Source organism: Curtobacterium sp. 18060 (genome assembly GCF_902706105.1).
In the GTDB taxonomy this organism is placed as follows: domain Bacteria; phylum Actinomycetota; class Actinomycetes; order Actinomycetales; family Microbacteriaceae; genus Curtobacterium.
This window is the reverse complement of sequence record NZ_CACSJV010000002.1, coordinates 62,677-82,628: the sequence shown is the minus strand read 5'-3', so window position 1 is coordinate 82,628 and position 19,952 is coordinate 62,677. Positions and strand designations below refer to the sequence as shown.

Below are 19,952 nucleotides of genomic sequence, written 5' to 3'. Positions count from 1 at the left end.
TCCACTTCTTCGGGGAATCGAGGGGTCTGTGCTCGACGCGGTGGGGATCCGCGGTCCGACAGATCGTCGTCGCGCAGCGCGTCAAGCGTTTGACATCGAAACACGTCAAGCGTTTGACGTCAAGTCGTCGAGGCGCCCTCGGTAGCATCGACCCGTGCCTTCATCCGTCGCTCCGGGCCGCCGTGTGACCGCTGCCATGGTGGCCGAGCGCGCCGGAACGAGCATCGCCACGGTCTCCCTGGTCGTCAACGGCAAGGACCGCGGCCGGGTCTCCGTCCCCATCGCCACGCGGGTGCGCGACGCCGTCGACGAGCTCGGCTACGTCGTCGACCACGCCGCGAGCTCCCTGGCGCGCGGCAGCGGCGACCTGGTCGTCCTCATCGCCCCCGACCTGTCGAACCCCTTCTTCGCCGAGGTCATCCGCGGCGTGCGCGACACCATCGGCGACCGGTTCCAGCTCGTGCTGTCGGTCACCGAGCGCGGCGCGCAGCCCCTGGCAGCCGACGTCCGCCGCTTCGAACGCCTCCGCCCGGCGGGCATCCTCGTCGACGCCCCGGCCGCCGGCGAGTCGATGTCGGCGAGCGTGCCCGTGGTGCTCCTCGACGCCCCCGGTGGCACCGAGGCCGTCAACTACGACCTCTCCCCCGGCGTCCACGACCTCGTCGCACACCTGCACGAACGGGGGCACCGCCGCGTCGGGTACCTCGACGGGACCTCCCGCGCGACGACGTTCGGGGTCCGGCGCGACCTCTTCGAGCAGGAGTGCGCCGCCGCAGGCATCACCGTGTCCGAGGTCACCGCCCGCGCCGACCTCACCGTGGACGCCGCCGCCTCGGCCACCGAGCACGTCATCGAGGCCTGGCAGGACGACGACGTCACCGCGGTCGTCGCGGCAGCGGACACCCTCGCCTACGGCGTCCTGCGCATCGCCGGGTCGCTGGGCATCGCGGTCCCCGGTGAGCTCGCGGTCGCCGGCTTCGACGACCTGCCGTCGTCGTCGGTGACGGCCCCCGCGCTGACGAGCGTCGCCCTGCCCGGCGCCGACCTCGGGCGCGCGGCCGCAGAGCGACTGCTCGCGACGCTCGACGGCACCGCGGCCGAGCCGGCAGCGCTCCCCACCCGCCTGGTGCGCCGCGCGAGCACCGGCGCGTAGCGCCCGCCGCGGAGCACCCGCCCGCCCGCCGCGAGACTCGGCGGCGGCGCGGCGAGACTCGGCTTGGACGACAGTTCTCGCGCCGACGAGCACGAATAATGTCGCTGAGCCCGAGACTCGGGGCCGGCCGCGGCAGTGAACGCGACCGGACGACGGACGGGAGGCGCGGCACCAGCTGGCACCGCGCCTCCCGTCAGCACGCCGTCGTCTCCACAACGCGCCCCGCGATCCGCAGGACGCCGCCTGATCCGGCGGCGTCTCGCTCAGTCGGAGGTGTCCCGGCGGGACGCCGGCGTCTCACCACCCGACGACCCGGACTCCGCCGACACGGACTCCGCCCGGCCCTCGCGCTGCGCACGCTCGAGCTCGTCGGCCTCGTCGCCACCGACGGCCTCACCACGGGCGACCATGCCGGCCGTGTCGGAGAGCGTGATCTGCGGCAGGAACAGGGCGAGCAGGAACGCCACCGCGATGAAGGGCAGCAGGTACCAGAACACGGGCGCCAGCGAGTCGGCGTACGCGTTCACGATGCCGTCCTGCACTGCCTCGGGCAGCTTCGCCACGGTCGCGGGGTCGATGCTGCCCGCCGACGACGCCGCATCGGTCGCCGAGCCGCCGGCACCGGTGAACACGTCGGTGAGCGACGTCGTGAGCCGGGCCGTGAACAGCGCACCGAACACGGCGGTCCCGAGGGAGGCGCCGACCTCGCGGAAGTAGTTGTTCGTCGAGGTCGCGGTGCCCACCTGCTCGGCCGGCACGGCGTTCTGCGCGACCAGGACGACCACCTGCATGATCAGTCCGAGCCCGGCGCCGAAGACGAACAGGTACGCGCAGATCAGCCAGATCGGGGTGGCCGCGGCGAGCTGGGTCATCGCGAGCATCGCGATGGCGACCAGGACCGTGCCGATGATCGGGAACATCCGGTAGCGGCCGGTCTTGGTGATCAGGTTGCCGGACGCGATCGAGGTGCCGATCAGGCCGACCATCATCGGCAGCATCAGCAGACCCGACACCGCGGCCGAGGTGCCTGATGCCATCTGCAGGAACGTCGGGACGAAGCCGATCGCCGCGAACATGCCGATGCCGAGCACCAGGCCGATGCCGGTCGCGAGCAGGAACGTGCGGTTCTTGAAGAACGACAGCGGCAGGACCGGGTCCTGCGCACGCGACTCGACGAGCACGAGGAGCGCGGCGGAGACGACGAGCCCGGCGAACCACGCCCAGGTCTCGGGGGCGTCCCAGCCGTGGTCCTTGCTGCCGCCGAACTCCGAGAAGAACACCAGGCACGTGGTCGCGGCGGACATGAAGAGCACGCCGAGCACGTCGATGCGCTTCGTCGCCTTCTTGTTCGGCAGGGTCAGCGCGAACCACGCCACGAAGAACGCCGCGATGCCGACCGGGATGTTGATGTAGAACGCCCAGTTCCAGGTGAGGTGGTCGACGAAGAAGCCACCGAGCAGCGGGCCGCCGATCGCGGACAGGCCGAAGATCGCACCGAGCGGGCCGAGGTACTTGCCGCGCTGCGAGGCGGGCACGATGTCGGCGATGATCGCCTGCGACAGGATCATCAGACCGCCGCCGCCGAGCCCCTGCATGGCGCGGAACACGACGAGCTGCGTGAAGTCGCCGGCGAAGGCGCACCCGGCGGACGCGATGGTGAACAGGGCGATCGCGATGAGGAACAGGTTGCGGCGGCCCAGGACGTCACCGAACTTGCCGTAGACGGGCATCACGATGGTCGAGGCGAGCAGGTACCCGGTCGTCAGCCACGCCTGGTGCGCGACGCCGCCGAGCTCGCCGACGATGGTGGGCATCGCCGTCGAGACGATGGTCTGGTCGAGGCTGGAGAGCAGCATCCCCGCGATGAGCGCGGAGAAGATGATCCAGATCCGGCGCTGTGTCAGCAGCAGCGGTCCGTCGGTGCCGGGGCGGGCACGCTTGGTGGTGCCCGGCGCGGTTGCGCTCATGGTGTGGAGTCCTGTCCGGTGGTGATGGCCGCCCTCATCAGGCGGAGGTTCTGGGTGAGCAGCTCGTCGAACGGCGGGCCGGTGGCCTCGTCGAAGGCGTCGTCGAAGTAGGTCTCGGCGGTGACCTTCGCCAGCGCCGCGGCCGCTTCGGTGACCAGGCGCGCACGGCGGTCGGACGGATCCGGCCAGCCGAACCGCTGTCGCAGCGCCGCGGTGATGCGGGCGAGCTGCACGTCGGTCGCCGACAGGAACCGCGCGACGAGTGCCGGCTCCCGCTCGAAGACCCGGCGCACCAGGACCTCGTCCGACCGGTCGATGCCGTAGCGGTGGACCTGGTCGATCGCCAGGGCGACGATCGAGTCGAGTGGACCGAGGCCTGCAGGCACGGCCCCGCCGGCGGCGTAGGCCTCGATCACCTCGACGTCGGCGTGCAGCTCGATGCCGAGCACGGCGTCGTCCTTCGACGCGAAGTGGTTGAAGAACGTGCGCCGTGACACCCCGACGGTCTCGCAGAGCTGCTCGATCGTGAAACCGCTCAACCCGTGCTCGACGGTCGCCCGACGCGCTTCGACGATCATGCGTCGGCGCAGTGCGCGGGTGCGTTCGGTGGTGCTCACCGAGCAAGAATTGCACTATCTCCCTGAGAGTGCAATACGGACGGGAAGCCTCAGAGCGCCTTCTCGAAGCAGAACGACCACGGCATCGTCGCCGCGTACGGCGCGTAGACCGGGATCGGGCTCCACCCGGTCTTCTCGTACAGGGCGACCGCGTCGGGCTGCTTGTCACCGGTCTGCAGGATGAGCCGGGGTGCGCCGAGCTCGCGGCCGATGCGCTCGCACTCGTCGAGCAGTGCGGTGGCGGCGCCCTTGCCGCGAGCCGACGTCAGCACGATCAGTCGCTTCAGCTCGACCTCGTCGCCGAGACGGCGGATCGCGATGTGCCCGACGGCGTCACCGGACTCGTCGAGCGCCAGGACCGAGGCGACGACGGTCGACGGGTCGACGGACAGCGCGCGGCTCCGCTCAGCCGTGATCGCCGGGTCCTCGTCGCCGTTCGACGAACCGTAGCGTTCGTGCATCTCGTCGTCCATGCGGGCGCGGAGCGCCACGGATCGGGGGTCGCCCCAGGACACGCGTTCGATCGTGATCACGGTCGACGATCCTGTCACGGATGCCGGCAGCGGTGCACGCTCACGCGCGCCCACCCAGACGCTCGCTCACGCGCGCCCACCCAGCGCGGCGATCGCGCCGTCCCCGGACCGCAGCGCGGCGAGCACGGCAGCGGCGTCGTCGTGGACCTCGGCGGCGCCGGCTCCGCGGAGTTCGTCGCCGCCGATGCCGCCGGTCATCACCGCGACGGTCGTCACCCCGACGCGTCCGGCCGACTCGACGTCCCACATCGCGTCACCGACCATCACGGCAGCGTCAGCACGCACACCGGCCCGGTCGAGCGCCACCTGGATGATCCCGGGGTCCGGCTTCGCCTGTTCGACGTCCTCGGAGCTCGTCACCGCGGTGAGCCACTCCTCGGCGTCGAGCAGTTCGCGGAGCCGCGCCAGTTCGTGCTCCGGCGCACTCGTCGCCAGGACGACGGCGTGCCCGGCCTCGGCGACCGCACGGAGCAGGTCACGGGCGCCCGGCAGCAGCCGCAGCTGCGGCATGTGCTCGGCGAAGTAGGCGGTGTGGAACTGCTTGACGGTGTCGCGCGTCTCGTCGGACGCGTCCGGCAGCAGCGTCTCGAGCAGCTTCGCGGAGTCCATGCCGATCGCGCGGTGGATCCGCCAGGCGTCCACGGACTCGCCCGCTGCGCGGGCAGCGCGCCACCAGGCATCGATGTGGGCGTAGTTCGAGTCGACGAGCGTGCCGTCGATGTCGAAGAGGACTGCGGTCGAGGGAGCGTCGGACATCCCTCCATGCTGCCCGGGAGGCGCGGATCGCCTCCCAGGAGCACGGTCGCGTCCGTCAGACGGTGATCGATCCCCCCGCGGGCAGGATCAGGACCGGCACCGGTCCGAGACCGTCGGATCCGAGGAACCGCGCGGTGGACTGCTGGCCGAGGTCGCTCAGCATCGCCTCGTGGATCTGCACGGCACGCTCCGGCGCCACCGATCGGACGTAGTCGACCGCGGCGGCGGTGCTCGTCCACGGACCGCTGGTCGGCAGGAGCAGCGTCTGCACGGGGACCCCCGGCTCGAGGTACGCGTCACCCGGGTGGAAGACGGTGCCGTTCACCAGGTACCCGACGTTCGCGATCGTCGGGATGTCGCGGTGGATGACGGCGTGCTCCTCGCCGAAGACCTGCACGGAGAACGGCCCGACCTCGAACGCGTCACCGGCACGGACCGCAGCGACGCGGCCGTCGTGGTCACCCACCTGCTCGACGATCGCCGCCGGCCCGCGGACCACGAGCGACGGGTTCGCGTCGAGCCCGGCACGGACGGCGTCGACGTCGAAGTGGTCGGCGTGCTCGTGGGTGATGAGGACCGCGGCGGCAGCGCCGGCAAGATCAGCAGCCTCGGGCGTGAAGGTACCCGGGTCGATGACGAGGGTGGTGCCGTCCTGCTCGAGGACGACGGTGGCGTGGTTGTACTTCGTCAGCTCCATGCCGACAACACTACAACTGTGTTGTACTTCTGGTGGCCGATCCGGGTGAGGGAGCACTCAGTCGGCGCGCCGGGCCAACCGTTCGAAGATGCCGGGCAGGCGTTCGAGGGCCGCGCGTTCCTCGTCGTCGAGTTCCTCGCGGATCGCCGTCGCCAACCAGTCGGCCCGCGCGAGCATGTCCCGGCGGAGGACCTCGCTGCCGGTGTCGGAGATGCGGATGACCGACACCCGACGGTCGGATTCCGACGCCGTCCGCTCGACGTACCCGAGGTCGGCGAGCTCCCCGACCGTGCGCGACTGCCCCTGGTGCTTCACCGCACGGCGACGTGCCAGCTCCGCGATCGGCATCGGCCCCTCGCGCTCGAGGAACCCGAGGGTCGTTGCGTGGGCGGTGGGCAACGAGTCCGCCTCCCGCTTCGCAGCGCGCACGACGCGACCGATCGCGTGCCGGAGCTCCACGGCGAGTTCGTCGGTCCGGTCCATGCCCGGAACGCTACCGCGTGGTCGCACAGCGGACCTCCGGTTGGATCGGAGGATGGTCCGCGTCTCCGTCGTCATCCCCGTGCGCGACGACGCTGCGCACCTGCGACGCTGCCTCGACGCCCTCGCGGTGCAGACACTGCTCGCCGACGAGGTCGTCGTGGTCGACAACGGCAGCCGGGACGACAGTGCCGAGGTCGCCCAGGCAGCGGGGGCGATCGTGCTCACCGAACGCATCCGTGGCATCGCCCGGGCCTCGGCGCGCGGCTACGACCGGGCCTCCGGAGACGTCCTCGTCCGGCTCGACGCCGACTCCGTCCCGCCGCCGGGGTGGATCGCCGACGCGGTGCGGCTGTTGGCTGATCCGTCGGTCGTCGCGGTGACCGGACCCGGGTGTCCGCACGACGGCGGACCGCTGATCGGACGACTGTGGGACGCCGTCTACATGCGGCCGTACTTCGCGCTCATGTGGGCCGCGCTCGGCCGCCCACCGCTGTTCGGTTCCGCGATGGCGATGCGGCGGTGGACCTGGGACGCGGTCCGCAGCCGAGCGCACCGCGAGGACCCCGAGGTGCACGACGACGTCGACCTGAGCATGCAGCTCGACCCGGCCTGGCGGGTGGTGGCCGACCCCGTGCTCACGGTGCAGGTGTCCGCGCGACCGTTGTCGGGCCTCCCGTCCGCACTGTTGCGGACGCGACGCGCCTTCCACACGTTCCGCGTGAACGGCCGGCGGGCGAACCCGGTGCGTCGGTGGGCGCGGCGGGTGCGCGTGGGGCTGCGGGTGCGGCGCGGGTGGCGCACGCGCTGACGGGATCACGGAACGGTGACGCTTGCAGACGCCGTCAGCACGTCCGCCTACGTTCTATCGTGCGGGCACGTCCGCACGACGAACGAGGGGGAACGATGCGGCGATCAGCGCGCACGACGACATCCGGGATCACGGCGACGCTGACGGCGGCACTGGCGGTCGGACTCGCCCTGTCAGGCTGCGCCCAGAGCGCACCAGCGGGGCCGGGCACGCCGTCCGCGACGACGGCGGAGAGCACCGGCACACCGAGCGCCAGCACGAGCAGCACTCCGGAGCCGACATCGACGATCACGCAGGTCCCCGGGGTCGACTACGACGGCGGCACGGTGCCGGCGAGCTGCACCGATCTCATCACCCCCGGCAAGTGGGACGACGCGTTCGCCTCCACTCCGCTGAACGACCCCTCGGTCGTCGGCGACCCGATCGCGATCCCGAAGAGTGCCTTCACCCCCGTCCTGCAGGCCGACGGCAAGCGTCTGTACTGCGTGTGGCGGGAACCGCAGGCCGACATCTCCTACCTGTCGATCGCGGTCGACGTCGTGGACTCGGCAACCGCGAGCGCAGCGCTGCAGAAGCTGCCGGACGACGGCTACGACTGCGGCAACGAGGCCGGTGGCTACCAGTGCCAGAAGGTGTCGAAGAACGAGCAGTACCCCGTCACCGACGGGGACACCTACTTCACGCGTGGTGACATCGGCATCCACATCCAGCAGTCGAACATCGAGACCTCGGGGCTCCTCGACGACGTCATGGACCACGTCTTCACGTCGTAGACCGAGCGGGCCAGCTGGCCCGCGGGTCAGCGGGTCAGCGCGTCGGTCTCGACCGCACGTGCGCCCGCTCCCCCTGCGGCCCGTACAGGCACAGCACCTCGGTCACCGAATCGGTGACGTTGCCCATCCAGTGCGGGGTGTGGGTGTCGAACTCGGCGACCTCACCCGGCCCGAGGTCGAGGTCGTGTTCGCCGAGCACCAGGCGCAGACGGCCCGACAGGACGTAGAGCCACTCGTAGCCCTCGTGCGTCTTGAGCGACGGTTCGCCGCCCGGTGTGTTCGGCGGGAACAGCTGCTTGAACGACCGCACGCCGCCGGTGCGCTTCGTCAACGGCACGACGACCCGGCCGCCGTGCACCTCGGGCTTCATGTGCACCCGGGGGTCGCCGGTCTGCGGTGCTCCGACCAGGTCGTCGAGCGGCACCTGGTACGCCCGCGCCAGTGGGAGCAGCAGCTCGAGCGTCGGCTTGCGCTGCCCCGACTCGAGCCGCGAGAGCGTACTCACCGACACCCCGGTCTCCTCCGACAGGGCGGCGAGCGTGACGTCCCGGTGGGCACGGAGCGTGCGCAACCGCGGCCCCACCCCGTCGACGACCTGGGCGGTCGTGCGGGGGGCGACTGGTTCCTGCGGGCCGTGGGACATACTGCCCAGTTTGCCACATCAGCAAGGTTCCTTGCTGTCTGCGACCCATCGGCCGCATGCTCCTTGCATGCTTGATCACTACGACGTCATCGTCATCGGCGGAGCAGCCGCCGGCCTCTCCGCCGCCCTCGTCCTCGGGCGCTCCCGCCGCTCCGTCCTCGTCGTCGACGCGGGCGAGCCCCGCAACGCGCCGTCGGCAGGCGCCCACAACTACCTCGGGCGCGAGGGCATCGCCCCCGCCGAGCTGTCCGCGATCGGTCGCGACGAGGTCGCCGCCTACGGAGTCGAGGTGACGGCCGGGAGGATCGTGGCCGCGTCCGCCACGACGGGTGACGGCACCGACCCGGTCGGCTTCTCGGTCACGCTGGACTCCGGCACGGTCGTCACCGCCCGCAGGCTCGTCGTCGCCTCCGGCGCCGTGGACGTCCTGCCGCAGGTACCGGGCCTGGCCGAACAGTGGGGGCGCGGGGTCGTGCACTGCCCGTTCTGCCACGGGTGGGAGATCCGCGACCAGCGCATCGGCGTGCTCGTGACGACACCGAACGGCGTGCACCACGCGCTGATGTTCCGGGCGTTGAGCGAGCACGTGACCGCGTTCGTCACCGATCCGGCACTCGTCGACGACACCGCCCTGGCCGGTTTGCGGGCCCGCGGGATCGAGGTCGTGGATGACACGGTCACGCAGGTCCGCTCGTCGGAGGGCACGCTGACCGGGGTCACGCTCGGCTCCGGCGAGGTCGTCGAACTCGACGCCCTGGCCGCGGCGAGCACCGCTGAAGCGCGCGTGGACTTCCTGTCCGGGCTCGGCCTGGCCGCCACCGACCAGATGATGGGTGACTTCCGGTACGCGAGCGCGCTGACGGTCGACCCGGCCGGGCAGACCTCGGTGCGCGGTGTGTACGCGGCCGGCAACGTGGCGGCCCCGATGGCGACGGTCATCGCGTCCGCTGCCGCCGGGGTCCAGGCCGGGGCTGCGGCCCACGGCGACCTGGTGCAGGCCGACCTCGCGGCGGCGCTGGCCGCGGCGGCGGGCTCTGGGCGAGTCTCGGCCTGAGCGACAGTCCTCGCGCTTGGAGCCGCGAGGACTGTCGTCCACCCCGAGACTCGGGGCAGCCGTCAGCCGACGCGGTAGCCCGCCTGCGCCGCCAGCAGCGGGGCGAGCGTGTACAGCTGGTCGGCGCCGATCGTCGCACCGCGGAACCCCTCGAGGCGCTCGACCCGGTCGAGGTCCGCACCCCGCAGGTCCACGTGGTCGATCCGGGTGTTGGACCCCTCGGCGTCGCGGATGCTGCTGCCCTCGAACGACACCCGGAGCAGCTTCGCGTCCGCGATGTCGAGCTCGTCGATGACGCAGTCGCGGAACACCACGTCGGTGAGCGTCGACCCGCGCAGGTTCACGAACCCGAACTTCATCCCGACGAACTCGACGCCGTTCAACCCGGAGTCGTACAGCTCGCCGGAACCGATGCGACCGCCGGACACCCGGACCTCGCGCCACGAGCTGCTCGACGCCCGCAGCACCGGGGCGTCGAGCGTGTCGATGATCGAGTCGTGCACCCGGAGCCCGCGGAAGTCGGCGCCGTCGCCACGGATGGTGTCGATGACGCACTCCTCGATCTCGAGGTCGGGCAGCCGCTCACCGGCCAGGTCGAGCACGCCGATGCGCTTCCCCTCGATGCGGTCGCCGGTCAGGACGTCGCCGGGTCCGGGGACCCAGTCCTGCAGGTCGACGGGCTCGGTCAGGGTGATGCGCGGGGCTTCGGTGCCGGAGGAACGTGCCATGGACTCAGTCTGGCGCGTGCCGGTGACGTCGTGGTCACACCGGCAACCGGGTCAGCACGCTGTCGAGCCGGTAGTCCTTCGCCGGGCCCCGGGCTTCCCAGCGCACGGTCCACCGCTGCTCGTCGCCGTCCAGTGCCCCGGTGTAGTCGTCCGGTGCACAGGCGTGGGCGACGCTCGCTCCCCACACCCAGTCGTGGAACACCCGGCCGTCAGCGAAGTGCACGGTCCACGCGTGGTCATCGTCCCGCCGGACGGTCAGCGTCCGGGACACCGGGGTGGTCCGGCCGCCGAAGGTCATCACGCCCGCTTCGTCCCAGCGCACCTCGTCCGTGCCGACCGCGGTCAGCGTCGTGGTGCCGGTGACGACGCCCTGCACGCCGGCACGCCGGTCGTCCAGGGTCCGGCTGAGCACCCACTCCCCCAGCAGGTCCGTCGGCAGCAGCACCGCCCCAGGTTAACCGCGCAGAGCCTCGGCTCGCGCCGCCCGGTGCTCCTCGTCGGAGATCACACCGCGAGCGTGCAGGTCGTCGAGTTCGGCGAGCCGCTGTTCGAGCGGCTTCTCGGGCGCGAGCGTCCGGCTCTGCATCGCCTGGTACGCGATGTCCTCCTGCATGGTGAGCGGGTTCTGACCGCGATCGGCCATCCGCTTGCCCCGGTAGAGCGTCAGGACGACGATCGTCAGGGTGGTGAGGATCGTCAGGGCTGCGACGACTCCGAACGCGATGCCGAACCAACCGCCGAACAGGTCGGGCATCCCCGAGCCGCCCGGTCCCTCGAGTTCGCTGAACGCCGACCAACTGAGCACCATCGCGCTCCCCCTTCTCACAACGACGAGCGAAGCGTAGCGCGACCCGAGCGCCCGTTCCTTCCCAGGACACCCGCGATGGGAATCGGAATCGGGCGTACCTGGTCGAAACTTCCGACCCGGTACGCCCGAAAGCACCCGGTACGCCCCGGCAGCCCCAGCCCAGCTAGCCCCGCAGCGGATCCGACGCGGCCACGTGCGCACCGTCCGCGAACCCGGCCACGAGCGCACGCAACGCGTCTTCGGAGGTGTGCCGGGCCTCCCATCCGAGCACCGACCGGGCACGGTCGGTCCGCATGATCGGCACGCCGGCCGCGATGTCGATCCAGCCGGCGTCCGTCGGCTGCAACCGCAGCCGCCACGTCAGCGTCACGATCCCGCGCAGCAGTCCGAGCGGGATCCGCACGGCACCGAGCATGCCGAAGGCCCGGGCCAACCGCGGCGGGTTGAGCACGGGCGACGCAGCGATGTTGAACGCTCCGCCGGCCCGCTGATCGACGGTCCGCCAGTAGGCGTCGGCGACGTCGTCGGCGTGCACCGCCTGGAACACGAACGGGTACGGCAGGGGCAGCACGAGCCACCGGATCCACCGCACGATCGACATCGGCACGAGGCGTCCGAGGAACAGCCCGCGGATCTCGGCGGCGGCGTCCCGCTGGAAGATCAGCCCCGGGCGCAGCCGCGTGACGACCACGGACGGATGGTCTGCCTCGAACGCGTCCATCGCCGCTTCGTTCGCGGCCTTGTGGATCGAGTACGTCGCGGTGGGGATGCCGTCGGTCGGCCAGCTCTCGTCGACCGGGGTCCGCTTGCCCGCGGCGTCGACGCCCCGGTAGGTCCCGACCGACGACGCGACGACGACCTGCGGCACCCCTGCTCGCGCCACGGCCGACAACACGTTCGCGGTGCCGGTGACGTTCGTCCGGTACTGCATCGGGATGTCGTGCGTCGGCTGCAGCGCCCAGGCCAGGTGGATCACGGCGTCGGCACCGGTGAAGACCGCGGTGAGCTGGCCGACCGCGTCGGACGCGCCGATGTCCACGGCGTGCCAGACCGCGGAACCGTACGGCTCCGCGTGCACGTCCGGCAACCGCCGCGCGACCCCGACGATCTCGACGCTGCCGCCGCGCCCGTCGCCGTCGGAGGCACCGGGCGAAGCCCCGTCCGCCCGCGCGGCGACCCGCGCCTGCGCGAGCCGACGGAGCACCGCCGTCCCGACGTTGCCGGTCCCGCCGACGACGACGATCCGCATCAGGCGGCGGCCAGGGCGGGGTCGAGCACGACCTTCACGCAGCCGTCCTGCTTCTTCTGGAACACCTCGTACATGTGCGGGGCGTCCTCGAGCGACACCCGGTGCGTGGTCAGGTCGAGCGTGCCGAGCGGGTCCGACGGATCCTGCACGAGCGGCATGATGTCGTCGATCCAGTGCTTCACGTTGCACTGTCCTTCGCGGATGGTGATCTGCTTGTCGAAGAGCGTCATCATCGGCATCGGGTCGGCCATGCCGCCGTAGACGCCGCTCATGGACACGGTGCCGCCGCGGCGGACCAGGTCGATCGCGGCGTGCACGGCTGCGAGCCGGTCGATGCCGGCGACCTCGATCGCCTTCTGCGCCAGGGCGTCGGGCAGCAGGCCGGCCGCACGCTGCGCGAAGCCGGCGACGGGGTTGCCGTGCGCCTCCATGCCGACCGCGTCGACGACTCCGTCGGGGCCGCGGCCGTCGGTCAGGTCGACGAGCTCCGGCACGGTGTCCTTGGTCAGGTCGAACACCTCGGCGCCGTGCTTCGCCCCCAGGTCGCGGCGGACCTGTTCGGGGTCGACGGCGAGCACGCGGTAGCCCAGGTGCTTGCCGATGCGGGCGGCGAACTGGCCGACGGGGCCGAGTCCGAGCACCGCGAGCGTGCCGCCCTCGGGCACGTTCGCGTACTGCACGGCCTGCCACGCGGTGGGCAGGATGTCGCTGAGGAACAGCCACCGGTCGTCGGGCGTGCCGTCGTCCGGGATCACGATGGGCCCGTAGTCCGCGTGCGGGACCCGGAGGTACTCGGCCTGGCCGCCGGGGACCTGGCCGTACATCTTCGTGTAGCCGAAGAGCGCCGCTCCCGAGCCGTACTCGGTGACCTGGGTGGTCTCGCACTGCGACTGCAGGCCGTTCTTGCACATCCAGCAGTGGCCGCACGAGATGTTGAAGGGGACGACGACCCGGTCGCCGACCTTGAGGTTCGTGACGGCGCTGCCGACCTCCTCCACGATGCCCATGGGTTCGTGGCCGAGGACGTCGCCCTTGTCGATGTACGGGCCGAGGACCCGGTACAGGTGCAGGTCGGAGCCGCAGATCGCCGTGGACGTGATCCGCACGATCGCGTCGGTCGGTTCCTGGATGGTCGGGTCGGGGACGGTCTCGACGGACACCTTCTCGGTGCCCTGCCAGGTCAGTGCGCGCACGTCGCGTTCCTCTCGTGGTCGCTTCGGGCCGGCCGGGAGGCGCGGCTCGCTTCTCCCTCCTCGGTACGCGCCCGCCCCGTGGTGCGTTCACAGCCCCGCCTGGGTTCGGGGCTCCGCCGCCCGGTCAGACGACGGGATCCGCGAGCACCGTGGCGAGCACGCGCTCGTGCTCCGCGCGGTCGCCCGGGCCGGCACTGCCCGCGAGCATGATGAGCACCTTCCACAGCGCCCAGCCACGCGCCCGCGCCCACGCGTCGGCGTCGAGCCCCACGGCTTCGCGGAACACCGGGCGCGCCGCTGGCTCGAGGAACGTCCACGCGAGCACGAGGTCGCAGGCCGGGTCGCCGACCCCGCACGTGCCGAAGTCGATCAGGGCGGCGAGGCGTCCCGCGTCGTCCACGAGCAGGTTGCCCGGCGCGACGTCCCCGTGGAACCAGACCCCCGGACGGTCCCAGGTCGAGGCGACCGCGTCGTCCCAGATGCGTTCGCACGCCGCACGGTCGACCTGCGCGCCCAGGGTGTCGAGCGCCGCGACGACCTCGGCGCCGTACACCGAGGGGTGCTCGCCACGGTGGAACGAGTGCACGCCGGCGGTCGGGCCCCCGGTGGCGGGGAGGCTCCGGAGCTGCCGGAGCACCGCGCCGACGTCGGCGGCGAAGCGCTCGTGGTCGAGGTCGACCGCACGCGCGGCCACCGTCCCGTCGAGCCACCGCCGGACCGACCACGGGAACGGGTACCCCTCGCCCGGTTCGCCGAGGCCGACCGGCTCGGGGACCGCGACGTCCAACCGGCGTGCCAGGTACGGCAGGACATCCTGCTCCTTCTCGACCCCGGGCACGTAGCCGGCGGCACTCGGCAGCCGGACGGACAGCGCGTCGCCGAGTCGGTACGTGCGGTTGTCCCAGCCCTGGTGGTCGACCTCGCGCACGGGCAGGCCGTTCCACTCGGGGAACTGCGTCGCGACGAGCCGTTCCACGAGTGCGGCGTCGATCCGGGGCACTTCGGTGTGCATGGCCCCAGGGTAGGCCGACGCCGCCGACCGGACCACGGGGGTCGGGCCGGCCGCCTGCACTGGTGACCAGCGGGGCGGCCGCGCACCGGGCCTCCTGGCCGGGTCGTCAGGCGGGTTCTGCCAGGGCGAGCAGCGCGTCACGGGTGACCGCCAGCTCGCGTGCGTCCAGGTACGGCGGCATGGCGACAGCTGCTGCGAGCCCCTCGGCCGCGTGCCGGACGACCAGCGTGCGGTCCTCGGGCAGGCCGTCGCGCGCGAACACCGCGCGCCAGTCGTCGGCGTCCGCGGCGACGACCGCCTCGACCCCCGGCACCGCCATCAGGCCGGTCCAGTGCGCCGTCGGCGAGAAGACCTCCATGGCGCGTTGGCTGCCGCCGCACAGGGTCCGCACGTAGGCGCGGAGGACCTTGCCGGGGCGGTTCTCGGCCAGGTCGACGTGCCGCAGCACCTCGTCCTTGAACGTCGCGAGACCGTGCGCGGCGACGGCGAGGAGCAGCTCGTCCTTCGACGGGAAGTGGTGGAGCAGGCCGCTCTTGGAGACGCCGGCGTCCGCCGCGATCTCGGCGACGCTCACCCGGGTGCCGCGCTCGGCGAGCAGCCGCTCGGCGGCCTCGAGGACCGCCTGACGGGTGCGTTCACGATCGCGAGTGCCGTCAGTGCTCATGACGACCCTCAGTGCTCATGACGACCTTCAGTGCTCATGCGGTCCATCCTGCCGGTTCGGGATCACCCGGAGTGCGACCGCTGCGGCGACGGCGAGCGCCACGGCCGCGCAGATCGAGGCGAGCTGCATGCCACCGGTGAAGGCGTGCCGAGCGTGTTCGAGGATCGGGTCGCCGTCCTGCAGGACCTGTGACGCCGACGCCAGGGACTCACGGATCTGGTCGCCGACGCCGCCGCTGACCGCGCCGCTCGTGACGTCGAGGTTCGACCGGTAGAACGCGGTCTGCAGCGAGCCGAGCACCGCGATGCCGAGCGCGACGCCCAGTTCGTAGCCGGTCTCGGAGATGGCCGAGGCCGCGCCGGCACGCTCCCGCGGTGCCGCGGCGACGACTGCGTCGGTGGCCAGGGTCATCGAGACCCCGACGCCCAGGCCAACCACGGCGAGGGCGATCGCGATCCCCCAGTACGTCGGCAGCCCCTCGGCGAACGCGAGACCGGCCATGCCCACGGCAGCGACCGCCAGGCCGAGACCGATCGACCGGCCGGGTCCGACCCGCCGGGACAGCAGCCCGATGATCGCGATCACCGCGATCGAGGCCAGGGTCGCCGGCAGCTCGGCCGCTCCGGCGAGCAGCGGCGTGAACCCGCGGACCAGCTGCAGGTACTGCGAGAAGAAGAACAGCAGGCCGCTCAGCGCGAAGACCGACAACGAGTTCGCGACGACGGCGCCCGAGAACGCCGGGATCCGGAACAGCTGCAGGTCGATGAGCGGCGTCGTGAGGCGCTTCTGGCGGCGGACGAACCACCAGCCGGCGCCGATGCCGAGGAGTGCCGTCAAGGGCACCGTCCAGTCGAACCCGTGCCCGGCGACGTGCTTCACGGCGTACACGAGCGGCACGATCGCCAGCACCGAGAGGACGGCGGAGAGCAGGTCGATCGGGGTGCGCGAGCCGCCCTTCGACTCGGGCAGCAGGATGGCTCCGGCGATGACGATCACGACGATGACGGGGATGTTGATGAGGAAGACCGAGCCCCACCAGAAGTGCTCGAGCAGCGCACCGCCGACGAGCGGTCCGGCGGCGGCACCACCCGTCGCACCCGCCGACCACACGGCGATCGCGGTGGTGCGCTGCCGGGCGTCGCGGAAGATCGTGCGCACCAGCGACAGGGTCGACGGCATCAGGGTCGCTCCGGCGATGCCGAGCAGTGCCCGCGCGGCGATGAGGAGCTCGGGCGTCTGCGCGAACGCTGCGGCGGCCGAGGCCAGGCCGAACGCGACCGCGCCGACGAGCAGCAGGCGCTTCCGGCCGATCCGGTCGGCGACGTTGCCCATCGTCACGAGCAGCCCAGCGAGCGCGAACGAGTAGACGTCGCCGATCCAGAGCACCTGCGTCGCGGTCGGGTCGAGGTCCGCGGTCAGCGACGGGACCGCGAGGGCCAGCACGGTGCCGTCGATCGCCAGCAGCACCACGGCCAGGGTGAGGACACCGAGGGACGCCCATTCACGGACGGAGGCGCGGTGGATCGGGGCGGTGCTGGTGCTCGGGGTGGTTTCGGTCACCCGGAGACCCTAACCGACCACATGGTCGGTAGAGCCGACTGCACAGTTGGTTGTCAGCGTCGTTCGTCCTCAACCCCGCAGGCGGTCGCGATCCGCCGGCGGCAGGTGCTCGGTCGCCGTGTGGCGCGCCGCAGGCGCCAGGAACCGTCCGCTCTTCTCGAGGAACGCCACGAGCGCCGGCTCCGACGCGCGCTTGCCCGTCTCGCGCAGGACCCACCCCAGCGCCGACTGCACGGTGTCGCTCCGCTCCCGCACCAGGCGTCCCGCGATCCCGAGTGGCACCTCGGCGTCGCCCTGCTTCGCGAAGGCCAGCGTCGCCACGACCGCGATCCGGCGCACCATCGCCACGTCGGACTTCACGAGCGCGAACAGCGGCCCCGTCGAGCCACCCACGAGCGGCGCACCGACGAGCTCCTCGGCTGCCAGGTCGACCAGCGCCGGGTCGTCGAACCGCTCGGCCTTCGCTGCCGACAGGTACTCGTCGGTCAGCTCCGGATCGGGGCGCTCGCGCATCGCCTGCACCAGCAGCAGCACGGCGATGAGCTTCGCGCCGTCGCCCTCGCTCCACAGCAGCGCCGAGCGCTCGCCGTCGTCGAGGCCCTCGAACCGCCGTGCGACCCGGCGCGCCGCCGCGACGTCCCCGCTGGAGCGCGCGAAGGCGACGAGCACGGCCTCCGCGTCGGCCCCGCTCCCAGCCCCGGTCCCGCCGCGCGATGTCATCCGGTCAAGGGTATCCGCGCCGCCCCGCCCGCACTTCGTGAGCAGCAATGGTCGGGTGCCCGAAGGCGACCCGACCATTCCTGCTCACGAAGGTCGCTCCATCCGGATCACCACCGCGACATCGTCGACGACGGCCTCGGCGACGAAGGCGATCGCTTCCCGCTGCGCTCCGGCGGCCAGCTCGATTCGACTGACCTGCGAGATCGCTCCTGGCACCTGATCGTTCTGGACGACCCACCACCTCCCCTCTCGATGCGCGTGCGATGTGAACGTCGTGGTCATGGGTCCTCGTTTCGTGGCGGGGAGCAGGTCCTGCGCAGCCCGGTTGCACCCCGTGGTGATACGCAGTACATTGGCCGTACACCCCCGGATGTCTCGACTACCGGGCGCGAAGCCCCGCCTCTGGCGGGGCTTCTGTACTTCTGGCACGCCAACTCTTCGGTCGCGTGATGACACCGCGAACGTCCGCGATCCTGTCGGGCAGCTGCGAGTCGCGCATGACGGCCGCCCGAACGTGACGTACATGGTCGGGCTCCAGTGCGAGGAGACTCCGCACAGGGGAAGGGCTCGGGCACATGAGCCCGATCTCGACGCCACCCCTTTCGCGGACGATTCGCAGTGCGTCGACGAAGTCGGAGTCGTTCGACAGGACGAAGGCCGCGTCGACCAACCCGTCCATCGCATCGCAGACCAAGTGCGCAGCCAGACTCACGTCCGACCCCTTCTCCTCGATCTTCCGGACCCGCACAGTGCGCGGGGAACCGTCGTCGTCCAGTTCGAGCGGACTCTTCGCCATCCATCGCCGATCGGAACGGAACGTGCCGAAGTGCGTGGTGACCGCGGGGAGTGTCGCGAGGGCGCGCAGGTAAGCGCTCTGCCTGGAGGGCGCCGCCGGATCTTCCCCTTCGACGAAACGCACGCGCGCAGTGAAGTACCGCACGAGGACGACCTCGAAATCCGGGAGGAGCGTCTCGCTCAGCTTGCGGACGTCCAGCCACCGGCAATCCGGCCGGTGTTCCAGGGCGCGGCGGTAGAGATTGAAGCCGTCGATGTACACAGCAGCCCGCGGTTTGCGGCCGACCTCTTCCACACCCATCGGGACAGTCTGTCATGTGATGTTCCACTCGATGGAGTGAGCGTTCGCCGGGTGCGGGGCGCCCGCACTTCGTGAGCAGCAATGGTCGGGTGCCCGAAGGCGACCCGACCATTTCTGCTCACGAAGCGGTACGCCGCCAGCGCTCCCGGATCAGCGGAAGTGCATGTTCTTCAACGGGTCGACGAGCGTGCCGTTGCGCCGCGTCTCGACGTGCACGTGCGGGCCGGTCGACTGCCCGGTGTTGCCGGACTTCGCGATCTCGGTACCGAGCTTCACGATCTGGCCCTTCTTCACCCCGATCTTGCTGAGGTGGGCGGTGAGCACCGTGGTCATGCCGTAGGTCACGACGATGTAGTTGCCGTACGAGGCGTCGTTCGCCACGGTCTTCGTGACCGTTCCGGTTCCCGCGCCGTACACGGGGGTGCCGACCGGGACCGGGGCATCGGTGCCCTGGTGGTAGCGCGGGACGTGTCCGGCACCGCGGTCGTCGCCGTACCTGCCGGTGATCTTCGTGCCCTTCACCGGCCAGGCGAGCCCGGTCACGGGGCGGCTCGACCACACGCGGGTGTCCTTCGCCCCGTAGATCACGAGGTTGCCGTCGACCTGCAGGAGCAGGTTGCTCGAGCCCGCGGTGGTCGTCTTCGTGGTCCACAGTGCGACCTTGCGCGCCGGGTCCTTCGACCAGATCACGAAGTTGCCGTTCTTCTGCAGCTCGGCCCAGGCTCCGGGGTGGCCACCCGTCTTCGTGTGCCAGACCACTGCACCGTTCACCCGCTGCACCAGGTTGCCGTCCGCGCGCATCTCGAGCGTGCGGTTGGTGGTCGCGTCGGAGCGCAGGACGGTGCCGCTCAGCAGGGCACCACCGGAGGCGATCCGGTCTTGGAAGGTGTTCCACTTCACGACGACGGAGGTGCCGGCGAGCAGCGCCATGGTGCCGTCCGCACGCACGGCCAGCGCAGTCGAGTTCGCTCGGCCGGCCGAGGCCCAGCGCGCCACGCGCTTGCCGTTGCGCATGATGTCGAGTGCGCGGTCCCGCCCCACGACGGCGTAGACGTTCGAGGAACCTGCGGTGTTCGAGGCCCACAGCACGCGGTTCCCGATGCCGTACTCGACCAGGTTCCCGTCACCCTGCATGATGAGCCGGAACTGGCCGTTCTGCGAGGTCACCTGGTCACCGGGCAGGAGCTTCGTGCCGGCCGGGACCGACCCGACCCACACTGCGGACGCCGCGGCGGGTTCGGCGGTGGCGACGAGCGCCCCCGCCGCGAGGGCCAGCGCCATGACGGCGCCGGCGAAACGTGGGAGTCGGCGCGCACGTGCGACGGTCGACGGAGTGGTGGTCATGGATCCCCTGACTCGGAACCGACCACGCCCCTGCGCGGTCGTTCGGCGCTCGCCCTGTACGAGTCACCGAACGATGGTCGCTTTTCTGCGCGGG

The 19,952-nt window shown here is 71.5% G+C and carries 23 protein-coding genes; 4 read left to right on the top strand and 19 right to left on the bottom strand.

Features of this window, described 5'->3' with window-relative positions:
• The first annotated feature begins 154 nt into the window (after positions 1-154).
• Positions 155-1,153 (top strand): LacI family DNA-binding transcriptional regulator, encoded by a 999-nt coding sequence (locus GVL05_RS01750; RefSeq protein ID WP_235035796.1) that lies wholly within the window; start codon positions 155-157, stop codon positions 1,151-1,153.
• Positions 1,154-1,416: 263 nt separating this feature from the next.
• On the opposite strand, the gene GVL05_RS01745 is transcribed toward GVL05_RS01750, so the two are convergent.
• From GVL05_RS01745 to GVL05_RS01720, 6 genes are all read right to left on the bottom strand, one after another.
• The gene (locus GVL05_RS01745; RefSeq protein WP_159570759.1) at positions 1,417-3,120 is read right to left on the bottom strand and encodes an MDR family MFS transporter; all 1,704 of its coding nucleotides are present in this window, start codon (positions 3,118-3,120) and stop codon (positions 1,417-1,419) included.
• A complete protein-coding gene (locus GVL05_RS01740; protein WP_235035795.1) occupies positions 3,117-3,737 on the bottom strand; it encodes a TetR/AcrR family transcriptional regulator in 621 nt (206 codons plus the stop codon). Before GVL05_RS01740 ends, GVL05_RS01745 begins: the two co-directional genes overlap by 4 nt.
• A 50-nt stretch (positions 3,738-3,787) precedes the next feature.
• A complete protein-coding gene (locus GVL05_RS01735; RefSeq protein ID WP_235035794.1) occupies positions 3,788-4,270 on the bottom strand; it encodes a GNAT family N-acetyltransferase in 483 nt (160 codons plus the stop codon).
• Between the two features lie 66 nt (positions 4,271-4,336).
• The gene (locus GVL05_RS01730; RefSeq protein WP_159570756.1) at positions 4,337-5,026 is read right to left on the bottom strand and encodes an HAD family hydrolase; all 690 of its coding nucleotides are present in this window, start codon (positions 5,024-5,026) and stop codon (positions 4,337-4,339) included.
• 55 nt (positions 5,027-5,081) lie between these two features.
• Positions 5,082-5,723: an MBL fold metallo-hydrolase gene (locus GVL05_RS01725; RefSeq protein WP_159570754.1), complete on the bottom strand. Its 642-nt coding sequence runs from the start codon at positions 5,721-5,723 to the stop codon at positions 5,082-5,084.
• Between the two features lie 57 nt (positions 5,724-5,780).
• Positions 5,781-6,206, bottom strand: coding sequence for a MarR family winged helix-turn-helix transcriptional regulator (locus GVL05_RS01720; protein WP_159570751.1), 426 nt, complete (start codon positions 6,204-6,206; stop codon positions 5,781-5,783).
• Between the two features lie 52 nt (positions 6,207-6,258).
• Here GVL05_RS01720 and GVL05_RS01715 point away from each other — a divergent pair, with 52 nt between their 5' ends.
• Entirely contained in the window at positions 6,259-7,014 is a 756-nt protein-coding gene (locus GVL05_RS01715) for a glycosyltransferase family 2 protein (RefSeq protein WP_159570748.1), read from the top strand.
• 95 nt (positions 7,015-7,109) lie between these two features.
• Positions 7,110-7,787, top strand: coding sequence for a hypothetical protein (locus tag GVL05_RS01710; RefSeq protein ID WP_159570745.1), 678 nt, complete (start codon positions 7,110-7,112; stop codon positions 7,785-7,787).
• A 34-nt stretch (positions 7,788-7,821) separates the two neighbouring features.
• Here the strand turns inward: GVL05_RS01710 and GVL05_RS01705 are convergent, their stop codons facing one another.
• Positions 7,822-8,430 carry a helix-turn-helix domain-containing protein gene (locus tag GVL05_RS01705; RefSeq protein ID WP_159570742.1) on the bottom strand — a complete coding sequence of 203 codons (609 nt, stop codon included), beginning with the start codon at positions 8,428-8,430 and terminating at the stop codon, positions 7,822-7,824.
• A gap of 67 nt (positions 8,431-8,497) precedes the next feature.
• Between GVL05_RS01705 and GVL05_RS01700 the strand changes: the two genes are divergently transcribed.
• Positions 8,498-9,484 carry an NAD(P)/FAD-dependent oxidoreductase gene (locus tag GVL05_RS01700; RefSeq protein WP_159570739.1) on the top strand — a complete coding sequence of 329 codons (987 nt, stop codon included), beginning with the start codon at positions 8,498-8,500 and terminating at the stop codon, positions 9,482-9,484.
• 62 nt (positions 9,485-9,546) lie between these two features.
• Here GVL05_RS01700 and GVL05_RS01695 read toward each other — a convergent pair whose 3' ends face one another.
• The 12 genes from GVL05_RS01695 to GVL05_RS20330 all read right to left on the bottom strand — a co-directional run bounded on the left by GVL05_RS01695 (position 9,547) and on the right by GVL05_RS20330 (position 19,858).
• The gene (locus GVL05_RS01695) at positions 9,547-10,212 is read right to left on the bottom strand and encodes a pentapeptide repeat-containing protein (protein WP_159570736.1); all 666 of its coding nucleotides are present in this window, start codon (positions 10,210-10,212) and stop codon (positions 9,547-9,549) included.
• Between the two features lie 34 nt (positions 10,213-10,246).
• On the bottom strand, positions 10,247-10,657 hold the full coding sequence (locus GVL05_RS01690) for a DUF6314 family protein (RefSeq protein WP_159570733.1): 411 nt from the start codon (positions 10,655-10,657) through the stop codon (positions 10,247-10,249).
• Between the two features lie 9 nt (positions 10,658-10,666).
• Positions 10,667-11,020, bottom strand: a complete 354-nt coding sequence (locus GVL05_RS01685) for an SHOCT domain-containing protein (RefSeq protein ID WP_131844819.1) — start codon at positions 11,018-11,020, stop codon at positions 10,667-10,669.
• Between the two features lie 163 nt (positions 11,021-11,183).
• Positions 11,184-12,269 carry an NAD-dependent epimerase/dehydratase family protein gene (locus tag GVL05_RS01680; protein WP_159570730.1) on the bottom strand — a complete coding sequence of 362 codons (1,086 nt, stop codon included), beginning with the start codon at positions 12,267-12,269 and terminating at the stop codon, positions 11,184-11,186.
• The gene (locus tag GVL05_RS01675; protein WP_159570727.1) at positions 12,269-13,462 is read right to left on the bottom strand and encodes a zinc-dependent alcohol dehydrogenase; all 1,194 of its coding nucleotides are present in this window, start codon (positions 13,460-13,462) and stop codon (positions 12,269-12,271) included. The genes GVL05_RS01680 and GVL05_RS01675 overlap by 1 nt, the downstream gene beginning before the upstream one ends.
• A gap of 124 nt (positions 13,463-13,586) precedes the next feature.
• Complete coding sequence (locus GVL05_RS01670; protein ID WP_159570724.1) at positions 13,587-14,474, bottom strand: aminoglycoside phosphotransferase family protein; 888 nt, start codon at positions 14,472-14,474, stop codon at positions 13,587-13,589.
• A gap of 106 nt (positions 14,475-14,580) precedes the next feature.
• Positions 14,581-15,138, bottom strand: a complete 558-nt coding sequence (locus GVL05_RS01665) for a TetR/AcrR family transcriptional regulator (RefSeq protein ID WP_159570721.1) — start codon at positions 15,136-15,138, stop codon at positions 14,581-14,583.
• Between the two features lie 27 nt (positions 15,139-15,165).
• The gene (locus GVL05_RS01660) at positions 15,166-16,698 is read right to left on the bottom strand and encodes an MFS transporter (protein ID WP_235035793.1); all 1,533 of its coding nucleotides are present in this window, start codon (positions 16,696-16,698) and stop codon (positions 15,166-15,168) included.
• Between the two features lie 69 nt (positions 16,699-16,767).
• Positions 16,768-17,418: a DNA alkylation repair protein gene (locus GVL05_RS01655; RefSeq protein WP_159570715.1), complete on the bottom strand. Its 651-nt coding sequence runs from the start codon at positions 17,416-17,418 to the stop codon at positions 16,768-16,770.
• A gap of 84 nt (positions 17,419-17,502) precedes the next feature.
• Entirely contained in the window at positions 17,503-17,700 is a 198-nt protein-coding gene (locus GVL05_RS01650; protein WP_131844824.1) for a hypothetical protein, read from the bottom strand.
• Positions 17,701-17,797: 97 nt separating this feature from the next.
• Positions 17,798-18,514, bottom strand: a complete 717-nt coding sequence (locus tag GVL05_RS01645; protein WP_159570712.1) for an NYN domain-containing protein — start codon at positions 18,512-18,514, stop codon at positions 17,798-17,800.
• Between the two features lie 150 nt (positions 18,515-18,664).
• Positions 18,665-19,858 carry a peptidoglycan DD-metalloendopeptidase family protein gene (locus GVL05_RS20330; protein ID WP_200849136.1) on the bottom strand — a complete coding sequence of 398 codons (1,194 nt, stop codon included), beginning with the start codon at positions 19,856-19,858 and terminating at the stop codon, positions 18,665-18,667.
• Positions 19,859-19,952: the final 94 nt, after the last annotated feature.